14 protein-coding genes are annotated in these 14005 nt (G+C 66.8%); 8 read left to right on the forward strand and 6 right to left on the reverse strand.

Annotated elements, in window-relative coordinates; translation table 11 throughout:
• On the forward strand, positions 1–1382 hold a 1382-nt coding region (locus DMB80_RS24630), incomplete at its 5' end, for a thioesterase domain-containing protein (protein ID WP_240431373.1).
• A 50-nt stretch (positions 1383–1432) separates the two neighbouring features.
• On the opposite strand, the gene DMB80_RS24635 is transcribed toward DMB80_RS24630, so the two are convergent.
• On the reverse strand, positions 1433–2422 hold the full coding sequence (locus tag DMB80_RS24635; RefSeq protein WP_240431374.1) for an iron-siderophore ABC transporter substrate-binding protein: 990 nt from the start codon (positions 2420–2422) through the stop codon (positions 1433–1435).
• A gap of 216 nt (positions 2423–2638) precedes the next feature.
• Here DMB80_RS24635 and panD point away from each other — a divergent pair, with 216 nt between their 5' ends.
• A complete protein-coding gene (gene panD, locus DMB80_RS24640; protein WP_111512265.1) occupies positions 2639–3046 on the forward strand; it encodes an aspartate 1-decarboxylase in 408 nt (135 codons plus the stop codon).
• The gene (locus DMB80_RS24645) at positions 3046–4356 is read left to right on the forward strand and encodes a lysine N(6)-hydroxylase/L-ornithine N(5)-oxygenase family protein (RefSeq protein ID WP_111512266.1); all 1311 of its coding nucleotides are present in this window, start codon (positions 3046–3048) and stop codon (positions 4354–4356) included. The genes panD and DMB80_RS24645 overlap by 1 nt, the downstream gene beginning before the upstream one ends.
• Here DMB80_RS24645 and DMB80_RS24650 read toward each other — a convergent pair.
• A complete protein-coding gene (locus DMB80_RS24650; protein ID WP_046361339.1) occupies positions 4353–4832 on the reverse strand; it encodes a TspO/MBR family protein in 480 nt (159 codons plus the stop codon). The two genes, DMB80_RS24645 and DMB80_RS24650, sit on opposite strands and share 4 nt — an antisense overlap.
• 42 nt (positions 4833–4874) lie before the next feature.
• The gene (locus DMB80_RS24655) at positions 4875–6284 is read right to left on the reverse strand and encodes a purine-cytosine permease family protein (RefSeq protein WP_111512267.1); all 1410 of its coding nucleotides are present in this window, start codon (positions 6282–6284) and stop codon (positions 4875–4877) included.
• A gap of 111 nt (positions 6285–6395) precedes the next feature.
• Here DMB80_RS24655 and DMB80_RS24660 point away from each other — a divergent pair, with 111 nt between their 5' ends.
• Positions 6396–7826 carry an MFS transporter gene (locus DMB80_RS24660; RefSeq protein ID WP_240431375.1) on the forward strand — a complete coding sequence of 477 codons (1431 nt, stop codon included), beginning with the start codon at positions 6396–6398 and terminating at the stop codon, positions 7824–7826.
• A 13-nt stretch (positions 7827–7839) separates the two neighbouring features.
• On the opposite strand, the gene DMB80_RS24665 is transcribed toward DMB80_RS24660, so the two are convergent.
• On the reverse strand, positions 7840–8268 hold the full coding sequence (locus DMB80_RS24665; protein WP_111512269.1) for a type II toxin-antitoxin system Rv0910 family toxin: 429 nt from the start codon (positions 8266–8268) through the stop codon (positions 7840–7842).
• A gap of 462 nt (positions 8269–8730) precedes the next feature.
• On the opposite strand from DMB80_RS24665, the gene DMB80_RS24670 reads away from it, so the two are divergent.
• The 4 genes from DMB80_RS24670 (at position 8731) to DMB80_RS24685 (ending at position 12751) form a co-directional block, all read left to right on the forward strand.
• The gene (locus tag DMB80_RS24670) at positions 8731–9759 is read left to right on the forward strand and encodes an ABC transporter ATP-binding protein (RefSeq protein ID WP_236728332.1); all 1029 of its coding nucleotides are present in this window, start codon (positions 8731–8733) and stop codon (positions 9757–9759) included.
• Between the two features lie 73 nt (positions 9760–9832).
• Entirely contained in the window at positions 9833–11017 is a 1185-nt protein-coding gene (locus DMB80_RS24675) for a polyamine ABC transporter substrate-binding protein (RefSeq protein ID WP_073684058.1), read from the forward strand.
• Between the two features lie 4 nt (positions 11018–11021).
• Positions 11022–11897 (forward strand): ABC transporter permease, encoded by an 876-nt coding sequence (locus DMB80_RS24680; RefSeq protein ID WP_111512270.1) that lies wholly within the window; start codon positions 11022–11024, stop codon positions 11895–11897.
• Complete coding sequence (locus tag DMB80_RS24685) at positions 11894–12751, forward strand: ABC transporter permease (RefSeq protein ID WP_048422715.1); 858 nt, start codon at positions 11894–11896, stop codon at positions 12749–12751. Before DMB80_RS24680 ends, DMB80_RS24685 begins: the two co-directional genes overlap by 4 nt.
• 2 nt (positions 12752–12753) lie before the next feature.
• On the opposite strand, the gene DMB80_RS24690 is transcribed toward DMB80_RS24685, so the two are convergent.
• On the reverse strand, positions 12754–13110 hold the full coding sequence (locus DMB80_RS24690) for a hypothetical protein (protein ID WP_111512271.1): 357 nt from the start codon (positions 13108–13110) through the stop codon (positions 12754–12756).
• Between the two features lie 18 nt (positions 13111–13128).
• On the reverse strand, positions 13129–13995 hold the full coding sequence (locus tag DMB80_RS24695; RefSeq protein ID WP_111512284.1) for an EamA family transporter: 867 nt from the start codon (positions 13993–13995) through the stop codon (positions 13129–13131).
• Between the last annotated feature and the right edge of the window lie 10 nt (positions 13996–14005).

Consider the following 14005-nt stretch of genomic DNA (forward strand, 5'->3'; position numbering starts at 1 on the left):
ACGGCAACCCCGTCCTCGACTACCTCGGCCGCACCGACGACCAAATCAAACTCCGCGGCATCCGCATCGAACCCACCGACATCGAAACCACCCTCACCGGACACCCCACCATCACCACCACACGCGTGGCAGTACGCGGGAGTCGCTTGATCGCCTACTACCTCAGCGATACCGACGTCGATGCCGACGCGCTGCGCGCGTACGCCACAGCGGCGCTGCCCAGCCACATGGTCCCGGCTGCCTTCGTCAAGGTCGACGCCTTCCCGCTCACCCCCAGCGGAAAGCTCGACCGCAACGCACTGCCCGACCCCGTCCTTTCCACCACTGGGGGCCGTCCGCCGAGCACAGAGCGGCAGCGTCGACTGTGCGAGCTGTTCGGCGACATCCTGGGCACGGCGGTGGACTCCATCGACACCGACTTCTTCGAGCTGGGCGGCCACTCTCTGCTGCTGGTCCGGCTCGCGTCGATCCTGCGCCGCGAGTTCGCCGATGTGGCCGAGCACCTGTCCGTCGCGGACCTGATGATCGCGTCGACCGTCACCGCGGTGGATGCACTGCTGTCAGGGCAGCCGAACACAGGGACGGGGAGCTTGGCACCGGTTCTGCCGTTGCGCTCCGCCGGAACCGCAGCACCCCTGTTCTGCCTGCCCCCAGCCAGCGGCCTGGGCTGGCCTTACGCAGCACTCAAACATGTTCTCCCGGTCGATGTTCCGCTCTACGCTCTGCAGTCCCCGCTCTTCTCGGGCGGTCGGCTCTCCGGCAACCTTGCCGCGCTGGCATCCGACTACGCCGACAGCATCGACGTGGTTGCCCCCGTCGGTCCGGTCCACCTCCTCGGCTGGTCGTTCGGCGGGGCGCTCGCGCTGCTGACCGCACAGGAGCTGCTGCGCCGCGGTCGGCGAATCGGCGCCGTCGCGATGCTGGATTCCTACCCGGAGGTGGCGGAAGCCGATTCCGGGGCCGACCACCTCCTCGATCGCGACGCCGTGTTGGCACGTGTGCTGGCGGAGATGGGCTTCCCCGTCGACCCCGACGATCGTCTGACCGTCGAGCAGGCGATCGAGCTGATGAAGGAACAGGGCGATGCGATCACCGTGCTGGACGATCAGCACGTCGCGTCTGCGATCGAAAACTACATCGCAGCAGAACGTTTCACTGTGGGCGCCGACTACGGCCGTTACGACGGCGACGTCTTCTTCGTCGACGCGGCGCACGAGGTGGATCACTTGGGAACGGCATCGCCGGCCTGGCGGCCCCACATCGGCGGCGAGATGACGACGGTCTCGGCGCCGTTCCGGCATTCCGACCTGCTCGACATCGCCGCGCTGGAGCACTACGGACCTGCATTGGTGGAGATGCTGACGCGCGAGGAGAAGTCCTGATACGACACACCCCGCCGGCATGGCGCCGGCGGGGTGTGACGGTATCGGTGTCAGGCGGTGGCGAGGTCGGCGACCGGCCGTCCTGCCAGGGCGTTGGCCAACTGCGGGGTGAGCACGTCGAGCGCATACATCAGCGCCTGGGGACCGCTGTAGGTGAGCGCACCGCTCAGGTTCGACTCGAACGTGGTGTACAGGGTGCGACCGTCGCGGACCACGCCCAGCCGGGAGAACGCCGGCGACGCCATCATCTGCTCGCGCGTGGCCCCGTTGACGAACAGCACGTCACGGTCGAGCAGGTCGAGCCTCTCCTCGCTGACGTCACCGTCGACATCCTGGGTCGTGAACCCGAGCGCGGTGAACAGCGAACGCCGAGGGTCGTTCTCGGGGAGAAGATAGTGACCGCCGTTCTCCGGTCCGAAGTCCACGACCAATGTCTTGCCCTCGAATTCCGGGTGGGCCGCGCGAGCATCCGCGATCTTTCCCTTGACCTCGGCGACGAGCTTCTCGGCCTGGTCCTTCTTCCCGAGCGCAGTACCTGTCGTGAGCAATTGGACGTCCCAGGGCGTCTCCTCGTCGGCGTAGTCGCCGGACTGGATCACCGTGGGCGCGATCGACGACAATCTGTCGTAGGTCTGACGGTCGATGGTCTCGTAGATCGCGAAGATCACGTCCGGTTTCTGCGCGGCGATCGCTTCGAAGTCGATGGTGTCGGCACCCCACGTGGTCACACCCTTGCCGTCCGTCGCGGCCTTGACCCAGGGATAGCCGTTGTACTCGGTGAAGAACTCCCGTGTGCTGACAGGAACGACACCGAACGGCAACACGAAGTCCTGATCGGTCCAGCCGACCGTCACCACCCGCTTCGGATCCGCCGGCACCTTCGTCTCGCCGAATTTGTGGGCAATCGTCACCGTCTGCGCCTGCGGCGCCTCGGTCGACGCCGACCCACAACCCGCCAGCGCGGCGACGAGCAGCAACGCTGCCAGTACGGTCGCGGCTGCACGCCCTCGTCTGCGCCTTCGATGTTGCTGCTCGATCACGGTGGTGTCCCCTTCGTTCGGTATGGTTCGCGCGAGCAGATTAGCTTAGGCTCGCATAACTTACTAGCGTCAGCAGGAAGCGCGCGGCGACGATCCCTGCCGGCTCGACGATCGGGTCCGTTGGTGGCCAACGATTTTGGGGGTCGTCCACATACCGACGTAGGTCTTGCGCAGCTCTCAACATAGGCTAGCCTTACCATAACAATTGGAGGTGGAATGCTGCGCACAATGCTCGGAGGCAAGATCCACAGAGCGACGGTCACCCAGGCCGATCTGCACTACGTGGGCTCGGTCACCATCGACGCGGATCTGATGTCCGCCGCGGGGATCGTCGACGGGGAGCAGGTGCACATCGTCGACGTCACCTCGGGCGCACGCCTGATCACCTACGCGATCACCGGACGTGCCGGCTCGGGAGTGATCGGAATCAACGGTGCTGCAGCACATCTGATCTCGCCGGGAAACCTGGTGATCATCATGTCGTTCATCGGCGTGCAGCAGTCCGACCTGCCGCGTCATCGCTGCGCGGTCGTCCATGTCGACGCCACCAATCGCATCGTGGGCCTGGGAGCAGATCCGTCGGAGCCTGTTCCCGGCGCCGTCGACCAGATGGCGGGAGCGTGATGACGACGTTCGACCCACCGACCGCCGCCGACCAGGTGCTCGACTTCGTGGGCGTCGGTTTCGGGCCGTCCAACCTCGCGCTGGCGATCGCCCTTCACGAGCACAACGAGACCGCCACCGCGCCGCTCTCGGCCACGTTCGTCGAGGCGAAATCGGAGTTCGGTTGGCACACCGGCATGTTGATCCCCGGCGCGACGATGCAGATCTCGTTCCTCAAAGATCTCGTCACCCAGCGCAATCCGACCAGTGAGTTCACCTTCCTGAACTACCTGACCGACCGGGGACGCCTGACCGAGTTCATCAACTACAAGACGTTCTTCCCCACGCGTGTGGAGTTCCACGACTACCTTCGTTGGGCAGCCGAGAAAGTTGCGGCCCCGGTGCTTTACGGATCGCGGGTCACTGCTGTGCGCGATGCCGGGGACTTCTTCGAGATCGAGGTCACCGGGGCGCACGCCGGAATGCTGCGGGCGCGCAACGTGGTGATCGCGGGAGGGCTACAACCGCAGCTGCCCCCAGATGTCACCCCGTCGGCACGAAAGATCCACAACCACAACTTCCTTCACGATCTCGAGCGGCTCCCGACCAGACGCCACAACCGGTTCGTCGTCGTCGGCGCCGGGCAGAGCGCAGCCGAGGTGTGCGCCTATCTGCACGATCTCGACTCGATCGAGGTGCACGGGGTCTTCGCCAAATACGGATACAGCCCCGCCGACGACAGCCCGTTCGCCAATCGGGTGTTCGATCCCGACGCCGTCGACGACTTCTACAGCGCCAGCCCGCCGGTGCGGCGCCAGTTGCTCGACTACCACCGCAGCACCAACTACTCGGCAGTGGACATGCCGCTCATCGAGGACCTCTACGCACGCGAATACGCCGAGCGGGTCACCGGAGCGCGGCGGTTGTACCTGCGCGGCGCCTCCAGCGTGTGCGGCACCGACGAGCACGACGACGGCATCTCCGTCGACATCCGGCACCACCCGACCGGCGACATCACCCGAATCGATTGCGACGCAGTGATCTACGCGACCGGATTCACCCCTGCCGCGCTTGGCGCGATCCTGGGACCCCTGCACGCCGACCTGGTTTACCACGATGGACGCCCCGCGGTGTCGCGCGACTACCGGCTGATCACCGAGCCGTCCACCGCAGGTGGGCTCTACGTCCAGGGCAACACCGAACACACCCACGGTCTGACCTCGTCGCTGCTGTCGAACATCGCGATCCGCAGCGGGGAGATCCTGGCCTCGATCGACACGACCCGGACGTCATCGCCCCCGCGCCGACACGTCGAGCTCAGCCGTCCCTAACGGTTGAGCTGCCAGATGCGCGTCGACAACGCTGTCGCGAAACCGCACCAGAGCGGGTACGGAGCCAGCGCCGCACCGGCCGCGGGCTGCACCGACGCGGCCCTGCGGGCCAGATCGGTGCTACTGGCAGCGAGTGCCGCGGCCGCGACCGCCGCCGTGCCGAGCCGGCGCTGATTGAAGAAGATCCAACTCCACCCGGCGTTGAGGACGAGATTGGCCGCCAGCGCGCGGCTGTAGGACCGCGCCTCGGCATGCCTGCCCTGCTCGTGCAGGGCGTCGATCGTCGACGCCGACACCACCGCGATATCGGTGTAGAGGATCGGCCACACGATCGGGAACGCCTGTGCCGGAGGCTGAAACGACGGCTTCTTCAGCCGCGTGTACCAGGGCGACTGAGCGGGCCGGCTGGCCAGCCCACCGACCACGGCGGTGGCAAGCGCGGCACCGGCGGTCTTGGCGAGAGTCTTCGAGGGCATCTGGGTCGGTCCTTCCTGGCGGCGGCGTTCGTGGATCCGACGCTACCGAACAACAGCGCCTCGACCGGTGACGATTCGATAGCCGCCGTAGAGCACCGCAGCGGCCGCCGCATTGACGAAGTAGGCGATGTCGGCGCCGTGCCACGCGGTCGCGATCGGCCCCTGGATCAGCGTGGTGTTCATGAACGGCACTGCGATCACATAGGCGAGCGCGAAGGCGATCAGCGCAGCGACGGCGTCGCGGCGCTCGGTGCGTTCCTGCGCCGGATCGACGGTGTCGCGCCCTACCATGCGGATGCGCCAGTCGATCACCAGCACGACGACGAACGCCGGAATCCAGTAGCTGACGAGCAGGAGGACGTCGGTGAAGCGTTGTGCGGTGTCGGCCGCGTGCAGCCACAGGATCAGCGCGAAGGCGAGAACCGTGACGATCACGGCGGAGACGGGCCTGCGCACCCGGACGCCGACGGTCTGCAGGGCCAGTGACCCGCTGTAGTCGTTCATCACCCCGGATCCGATGGACGCGATCGCGATCACCAGCAATGCGACGGCACCCAGCACGCCTCCGCCCATCACCGAGCGCACACCCTCGGCGGTCTGCTCACCCACCAACTCCGCCGCCGCGATCCCGATGCCCTGCACGAACGCGTACGCCAGCAGCAGACCCGACGCCGTGAACGCGAACACCTTTGTGCGGGAGACGTCGGCGGGCAGATAGCGACTGAAATCGGCGGCGTAGGTCGCCCACGACACCGCCAAGCTGAACGCGATCGTCACTTCGAGCACGAACGCCGCGACCAGGTCCGGCCCGGCCGCGGTGGCCGGCGCCGCGATGTCGTGACCGCCGATCAGCTTGACGGTGAACACGACGAACGTCACGAAGAGCACCACCGTCAGGACCGCCTGTAGCCGATGGATCACCTCGTAGCCGAAGACACCGACGACGCCCTGCACGCCGAGCACGATCAGCACCCCGGCCCAGAACGGGATCCCGAGGAGCACCGACAGCGCCTCGCCCCCGAACAGGCCGACCAGTGCATCCCACGCGATCGACGAGATCCATTGCAGCGCCGCGGGAACCACGACTGTCCCGCCGAAAGCCATGCGTGCGTTGGGCAGCTGCCCTGCACCGGTCCGCGGGCCCCAGGTGGACAGGTAACCGACGACCAGGGACCCGAGCAGCGTGCCGATCACCATCGCGAGCAGGCCCAGCCAGAAACCGAGGCCGAGCGCGATCGCCAACGTGCCCGTGAACACGCCCGTCATGTTCACCTGCGGCGCGAACCACACGGTGAAGAGCCGGCCGGGGCCGCCGTAGCGCTGGTCTGTCGGAATGGGCGCGATGCCGTGCGTCTCCACCGACAGATCGCCCGCGCCGGACGGCCGATGGCCGGTGAAGACCGGCCCGGTCAGCGCGGCGGATCGGACCTGCGACGAGCCTCGTTGAGCCATGGCCACATTCGACCACGCAGAGCTCACCCGCGGCGGCCCGGGTTGCCGACGCCGCCGGAAGGGAGTCCATAATCGAGCACAAACCGAGATGTTCTAACGATCGGAGTGGGCGTGGCACACAGGCAGCCCCGCCTGCTGGTGATCGGACTGAGTGTCGTCGTCCTGACCGTCGCCGTGCTGCAGACCGCGGTGGTGCCGGTGCTGGGAGTGATCGCCGATCAGCTGGGCGCGTCGGTGGTCTCGGCCAGCTGGGTCGTGACAGCCAATCTGCTGGCGGCGGCAGCGGCCACCCCGCTGATCGGCCGTCTCGCCGACCTGTACCGCAAGAAGCACGTACTGCTGGCGGTCCTCGCCGTGGTGCTCGTGGGGTCGGTGCTGGCGGCGACGACCACGTCGCTGCCGCTGCTCGTGCTGGCCCGGGTCCTACAGGCGGCGTCGTTCGCGCTGTACCCGGTCAGCATCGCGATCCTGCGCGAAGAGCTACCCGAGGACCGCATCGGCTCAGCGATGGCGGTGCTGTCGGGCACGCTGGGGTTCGGCGGCGGCGCAGGCCTGGTCGTGGTGGGGCTGTTGATGACCGGAGACGCCGGCTATCACCGGGTGTTCTGGCTGACGACCGGATTCACTGTGCTGGTCCTCGCGATCGTGCTCAGCGTGGTGCCCAACAGGGAACGCGCCACCGCGGGCACGATCGACTGGATCGGCGCGCTCGGTCTGGGAGTGGGGCTGTCGGCGGGACTGCTGTCTATCACGCAGGGACATTCGTGGGGATGGGGATCGCCGCGGACCGTGGCCTGCGTGGTCGGCGGCCTGGTCGTGCTCGTCGGGTGGTGGCAGTGGGAGCGGCGGGTGAGCCAGCCGCTGGTCTCGACCCGCATGCTGGCTCGGCGCTCGATGCTGTTGACCAATGTGGCCACCGCTTTCGTCGGCATGGGCCTGTACTTCGCATTCCTGGGCCTGACGCAGTTCGTCCAGATGCCGGGCGGTCCGGACGGCTACGGCTTCGGTGCGACCGTGCTGCAGGCCAGCGTCGTCTATCTCCTCCCCGGCGCCGTCACCGGATTCGTCGTCGCCCTGGTCAGCGGTCGCTTCATCGACCGTTTCGGCGCGCGACCGGTCCTGGTCGCCGCCGCCGTCGCCGGCATCGTCGGGTTCGTGCTGGCCGCCTTCGTACACTCCACGTCCTGGCAGGTCATCATCGCCAGCGTGCTGGCCAACGGCTACATCAGCCTGGGCTACGGTGCGCTGCCGGCGCTCGTCGTCGCCGACTGCGATGCGGGTGAAACAGGCGTCGCGACGGGGATGAACGCGATCGCGCGCACCGTGGGCAGCTCGACCGCCGCCGCGGTGGTGGCCGTCCTGCTGGGCCGCACCGACGCGGCCGGTGTACCGCTGGAGAGCAGCTTCGTCGCGATCTTCTCAGCGGGCGCGGGCACCGCGCTGCTGGCGATGGTCCTGATCGCCCTGACCCGGCCCCGAGCAGAGCCACCGGCGCCGGACTCTCGGTACGAGACGCGGGCGATGAACCACGAGTGGGGCTGACCTAGCCCCAGGCTCAACCGAGGTCGGCGAGGTTGCACACCGAACGTCGTACATCGCCTTTGATGACGCGGGCGACGACGTTTCCGACGGGTGTGTTCAACAGTCCGCCGGACAGGTTGGCCACCACGCGGAACGACGAGCCCTCATCGTGCGATGCGACCTGCAGACTGAGCGCGATACTGACGCCGCCACGGCCGTTGCCCATGAGCTCGATCTCTTTGGGTTCGTCGTATCGCGTCACCCGCCAGTGGATGATGTTGCGGAATCCCTTGACCTTGATCAATGAGGAGACCTGCGTGTCGACGTCGATCACGTCGGGGACGGGGCTCTTCCACCCGCCGAAGATGGTGAGCCACTCGCCGAAGCGGCTCAGGTCTGACGCCAGGCCCCACGCCCGCTCAGGGCTGAGGTCCGAGGTCACGGATACGTCGACTGCGGCCATGGCCTCTCACTACCCCGCCGGTTCGGAGGGGTAAACGGTGACGTCGGCTGCAGTCAGGCGGCAGACTCATACAGATAACGAAAATTCGCCGGCCGAACGCCCCCGGTCAGGCGCGGATGCCCCGCGTCGCGGACGGTCAAATCTCGCGGATTCTCGCAACCGATGGCCGGTTCAGCGAAGGATTCCATTGTTGAAATGTAAATTCGTTGCGGAAACGGTTGCGGACGACGGTGGGATCCGCGAAGGTTTACTACGGCCACGAAGGCCGCTGTTCGAGGAGGATCCCCGCTGACCGGCACACACACCACCGCTGCAGACCAGACGTCCGGGTCTGCGGGACGCGAGGCGGCCCGCGCCAAGGGCGGACCCGTCATCGAGATCGACCACGTCACGAAACGCTTCGGCGACTACGTCGCCGTCTCCGACGCCGACTTCACGATCGCCCAGGGCGAGTTCTTCTCCATGCTCGGCCCGTCCGGGTGCGGTAAGACAACGACGCTGAGGATGATCGCCGGGTTCGAGACCCCGACCGCAGGCGCCATCCGCCTGGAAGGTCGCGACGTGTCGAAGACGCCGCCGAACAAGCGCAACGTCAACACCGTCTTCCAGCACTATGCGCTCTTTCCCCATATGACGGTGTGGGACAACGTGGCGTATGGACCACGCAGTGCGAAGAAGGACAAGCAGGAAGTCCGCAAGCGCGTCGACGAATTGCTCGAGATCGTGCGGCTGACCGACTTCGCCGAGCGCAAGCCTTCTCAACTCTCCGGCGGACAGCAGCAGCGCGTCGCACTCGCTCGGGCGCTGGTGAACTACCCCAGTGCGCTGCTGCTCGACGAGCCGCTCGGCGCCCTGGACCTCAAGCTGCGCCACGCCATGCAGTTCGAGCTCAAGCGCATTCAGCGCGAAGTCGGCATCACGTTCATCTACGTCACGCACGATCAGGAAGAGGCGTTGACGATGAGTGACCGCATCGCGGTCATGAACGCCGGCAACGTCGATCAGATCGGTTCTCCGACCGAGATCTACGACCGGCCCTCGACGGTGTTCGTGGCGAGCTTCATCGGCCAGGCCAACCTGTGGGCGGGACGGCAGACGGGCCGCGTCAACCGCGACTACGTCGAGATCGACGTGCTCGGCTCGACGCTCAAGGCCCGCCCCGGCGACACGACGATCGAATCCGGCGGTAACGCCACGCTGATGGTGCGCCCCGAGCGCGTCCGGGTGTCGATGGACGCCCCGGCCGGCGAGGTGGCCTCGGTGCGCGCCACGGTGACCGATCTGACGTTCCAGGGTCCCGTGGTGCGACTGTCGCTGGCCGCGCCCGACGAGTCCACGGTGATCGCCCACGTCGGGCCCGAGCAGGATCTGCCGATGCTGCGCCCCGGTGACGAGGTGTACGTCGGGTGGGCGCCCGACGCCTCGCTGGTGTTGCCCGGCGACGACATCCCCACCACCGAGGATCTCGAGGAGATGCTCGACGACTCGTGATCGTGCCCACGGGCCGACGCCCCGATTCGACCCCCTCCCCAATCTCTGGACCCGACGAAAGGTACGCCTCGCCATGTCCCCCGAGTTCGATCCCCGCATGCTCGCCCGTCTGACCGCGAGCCGCACGTCGCGCCGCCGTTTCCTCGGCGGCAGCGCCGCGGCCGCTGCCGCCCTGGGCCTGGGCTCGTCCGTGTTGGCCGCCTGCGGCGGATCCGACAGCAACACCGCGAGTTCGAGCAGCCAGGACAGCGGTCCGGCAAGCGGCACGCTGCGCATCTCGAACTGGCCGCTGTACATGGCCGACGGGTTCGTCGCGGCGTTCCAGACCGCGTCGGGCATCACGGTGGACTACAAGGAAGACTTCAACGACAACGAACAGTGGTTCGCCAAGGTCAAGGAGCCGCTGTCGCGCAAGCAGGACATCGGCTGCGACCTGGCGGTGCCGACGTCGTTCATGGCGACGCGACTGCATCAGCTCGGCTGGCTCAACGACATCAGCGATGAAGGTGTGCCGAACAAGAAGAACATCCGCCCGGACCTGCTGGAAGCCAGCGTGGACCCGGGCCGGAAGTTCACCGCGCCCTACATGTCGGGACTCGTCGGGTTGGCCTACAACCGCGCAGCCACGGGCCGCGACATCACGTCCATCAACGACCTGTGGGATCCGGCGTTCAAGGGCCGGGTCAGCCTGTTCTCCGATTCACAGGACGCGCTGGGCATGATCATGCTCTCTCAAGGCAATTCGCCGGAGAACCCCAGCACCGAGAGCGTGACCAAGGCGATCGACCTGGTCCGCGAGCAGAACGACAAGGGCCAGATCCGCCGGTTCACCGGCAACGACTACGCCGATGATCTGGCGGCCGGCAACATCGCTGTCGCGCAAGCTTATTCGGGTGACGTGGTGCAGCTGCAGGCCGACAACCCCGACCTGCAGTTCGTGGTTCCCGAGTCCGGCGCCACCACGTTCGTCGACACCATGGTGATCCCCTACACCACCCAGAACCAGAAGGCCGCCGAGGCGTGGATCAACTACGTCTACGACCGGGCGAACTACGCCAAGCTGGTCGCCTTCGTCCAGTACGTTCCGGTGCTGTCGGACATGACCGAGGAGCTCGAGAAGGTCGATCCCGCGGCGGCGAAGAACCCGCTGATCAACCCGTCGAAGGAGACGCTGGCCAAGTCGAAGGGTTGGGCTCCGCTGACCGACGAGCAGACGCAGGAGTACAACACCGCCTACGCCGCCGTCACCGGCGGCTGAGCCGATGGCCGGTGTAGCCAGCAGTAGCAGGCAGCGGAGCAAGATCGCTCCGTATCTCATGGTGTTGCCCGCGCTCGTGTACCTCGCGGTGTTCTTCGTGGTGCCGTTCTTCTCCCTCGCGCGCACCTCACTATCGACGACCGGTGGCTCGGTGTTCATGCCGACACTCGAGTTCGCCTGGGACTTCGGCAATTTCACCGACGCGTTCGTGCTCTACAAGGATCAGATCTTCCGGTCCTTCGGATACGCGTTCGCAGCGACGATCCTGTGCCTGCTGCTGGCGTTCCCGCTGGCCTACGTCATCGCGTTCAAGGCGGGTCGCTACAAGAACCTGATCCTGGGCCTGGTGATCCTGCCGTTCTTCGTGACCTTCCTGATCCGCACGATCGCATGGAAGACGATCCTCGCCGACGAAGGATGGGTGGTCAGCGCGCTGGGCGCGGTGGGTCTGCTGCCCGACGAAGGACGACTGCTCTCGACGAGTTGGGCGGTGATCGGCGGCCTGACCTACAACTGGATCATCTTCATGATCCTGCCGCTCTACGTCAGCCTGGAGAAGATCGACCCACGGTTGCTCGAAGCGTCCAAGGACCTGTACTCCTCGGCAGGGCGCAGCTTCGGCAAAGTCATCCTGCCGCTGTCCATGCCAGGGGTGCTGGCGGGCAGCATGCTCGTCTTCATCCCCGCGATCGGCGACTTCATCAACGCCGATTATCTGGGTAGCACGCAGACCACGATGATCGGCAACGTGATCCAGAAGCAGTTCCTGGTGGTCAAGGATTACCCCGCGGCCGCAGCTCTGAGCCTGGGCCTGATGTTCCTGATCCTGGTGGGCGTCCTGCTGTACACCCGCGCACTGGGGACGGAGGACCTGGTATGACGACCCAGGCCGGCGCCGCGATCGCCACCGCGGCACAGCAACCGCCCACCGCCAAAAAGGTGAGGGCACGGCGCAATTGGGGCGATCTGCTGTTGCGAATCGTCGCGGGGCTGGTGCTGCTCTACCTGTTCCTGCCGATCTTCGTGATCATCCTGTTCTCGTTCAACAAGCCGGCCGGCAAGTTCAACTACAGCTGGCAGGGCTTCACGCTGAACAACTGGGCGCATCCGTTCAAGTATCCGCCGCTGACCGAGGCGCTCAAGCTGAGCCTCAACGTGGCCGCGGTGTCGACGGCCGTCGCGCTCGTCCTGGGCACCCTGGTCGCGATCGCGCTGGTGCGGCAGCGGTGGCGGGGCCAGGGCGCGGTCGACACGTTCCTGGTTCTCCCGCTGACCGCCCCCGAAGTCGTGATGGGTGCCGCGCTGCTGACGCTGTTCCTCGACCTGGGCTGGGCCGCCGGCTACACCACGATCCTGCTGTCGCACATCGCTTTCGAGGTCAGTTTCATCGCGATGACCGTGCGGGCGCGGGTGCGCGGATTCGACTGGACCCTCGAGGACGCCTCGCTGGATCTCGGTGCCAGCCCCGCGCGCACGTTCTTCAAGGTCACTCTGCCGCTCATCGTGCCCGGCATCATCGCTGCGGCGATGCTGTCGTTCGCGCTGTCGCTCGACGACTTCATCATCACCTACTTCGTCAGTGGCTCGACGGTGACGTATCCGCTCTACGTCAACGCCGCGGTCAAGGCTGCCGTCCCCCCGCAGATCAACGTGCTGGCCACCGCGATCCTGCTGATCAGCCTGATCCTGCTCGCGATCGGCACCCTGTACCGGCGTAAGCGTTTCGAGACCTGAGCTCAGCTCGCGTCGAGTCGCACCCGCACCGTCACGCGGCCACGGTCGTCGCGGTGTGCCACCGCGTGACCGGTGCGATCGGCGCCGTCGAAATCGGTGAGTGTCAAGGCGCCGCCGCCGTCGGTGAAGTTCCGCCACCAGGTCTTCTGATCGGGTGCCATCACCCGGATGACGACCTCGTTGCCGCGGCGCTGGTAGTTGACCGGGGTTTCGAACGTCTGCTGCGAACGCCGTCCCGTGTAGCGGATGACCACCATGCTGCGCTTCACGAGCGGACCGATGACCGGGGCGTGGATCAGTCGAGCTGCGCCGGCGTTGACGAGGCCCACCACGGGTGAGCCGAAAATTCCTCTGCCCATGGCTGACACGGTAATCGCTCAGCCGACCTCGAGGGGTACGGGTTGTGTGCGAGCGCCGGAGCGGGCCGCGCCTGCGCCGGCAAGGACCACGAACGCGATGCCGAAGACGCTCAGCGGTCCCGGCACCTGATGGAGGATCACCAGCCCCACCACCATCGCCAACGCCGGCTCCACACTCATCAGGGTGCCGAACGCGGCCGTGGTGAGACGGCGCAGCGCCAACAGTTCGAGGGCGAAGGGCACGACCGGGAGCAGGATGGCCAATCCGAGACCCAGCAGCAGGATGTGGGAATCGATGCGCGGAATCACCGTCGGGCCGACGACCGCGGTGGCGAACAGGGCGGCAACCGGCATCGACACCGCCAGCCCCGCGATCCCGGCGACCTCGTCGCCCACCTTTTGCGTGAGCAGGATGTAGGCGGCCCAACACACCGCAGAGCCGAGAGCGTAGGCGACGCCGACCTGGTCGACGGTGCCGCTCCAGGGCTCGGTCAGCAGGACGACGCCGACCGCCGCGATGCCCGGCCACAGCAGGCGTCCGCGGCCGTGTCCGCGGGCCACGGCGACCGAGAGCGGGCCGAGAAATTCCAGCGCACTGGCCGTCCCGAGCGGAATGCGGTCGACAGCCGCCATGTAGAGCAGAGTGATGCCGGCGGTGAACATGCCGAGGACGACGCACATGACGAAGGACCGGCGGGTGAACGCCGTCCACCGCGGCCGCACCAGGACGAGCAGCAGCACGCCGGCCCACATCAGCCGTAGCCAGGCGACTCCCTCGACGCCGATGTCGTCGATCAACGTCACGGCGAACGCCAGACCCAGCTGCACGCACGCCATCGCGCCGACCGCCATCATGGCGCCTGAGCGAGCCCGGTCCGATGTCATGTCTGCATTG

It is taken from the genome of Mycobacterium kyogaense, from assembly GCF_003254575.1.
Lineage (GTDB): Bacteria > Actinomycetota > Actinomycetes > Mycobacteriales > Mycobacteriaceae > Mycobacterium > Mycobacterium kyogaense.

Coding starts and splice junctions, on each gene's coding strand:
- panD (WP_111512265.1), top strand. CDS start 2,639: ATGCTGCGCACAATGCTCGGAGGCAAGATCCACAGAGCGACGGTCACC.
- DMB80_RS24665 (WP_111512269.1), bottom strand. CDS start 8,268: ATGGCCGCAGTCGACGTATCCGTGACCTCGGACCTCAGCCCTGAGCGG.
- DMB80_RS24675 (WP_073684058.1), top strand. CDS start 9,833: ATGTCCCCCGAGTTCGATCCCCGCATGCTCGCCCGTCTGACCGCGAGC.
- DMB80_RS24695 (WP_111512284.1), bottom strand. CDS start 13,995: ATGACATCGGACCGGGCTCGCTCAGGCGCCATGATGGCGGTCGGCGCG.
- DMB80_RS24650 (WP_046361339.1), bottom strand. CDS start 4,832: ATGCCCTCGAAGACTCTCGCCAAGACCGCCGGTGCCGCGCTTGCCACC.
- DMB80_RS24655 (WP_111512267.1), bottom strand. CDS start 6,284: ATGGCTCAACGAGGCTCGTCGCAGGTCCGATCCGCCGCGCTGACCGGG.
- DMB80_RS24670 (WP_236728332.1), top strand. CDS start 8,731: ATGCTCGGCCCGTCCGGGTGCGGTAAGACAACGACGCTGAGGATGATC.
- DMB80_RS24690 (WP_111512271.1), bottom strand. CDS start 13,110: ATGGGCAGAGGAATTTTCGGCTCACCCGTGGTGGGCCTCGTCAACGCC.
- DMB80_RS24645 (WP_111512266.1), top strand. CDS start 3,046: ATGACGACGTTCGACCCACCGACCGCCGCCGACCAGGTGCTCGACTTC.
- DMB80_RS24685 (WP_048422715.1), top strand. CDS start 11,894: ATGACGACCCAGGCCGGCGCCGCGATCGCCACCGCGGCACAGCAACCG.
- DMB80_RS24680 (WP_111512270.1), top strand. CDS start 11,022: ATGGCCGGTGTAGCCAGCAGTAGCAGGCAGCGGAGCAAGATCGCTCCG.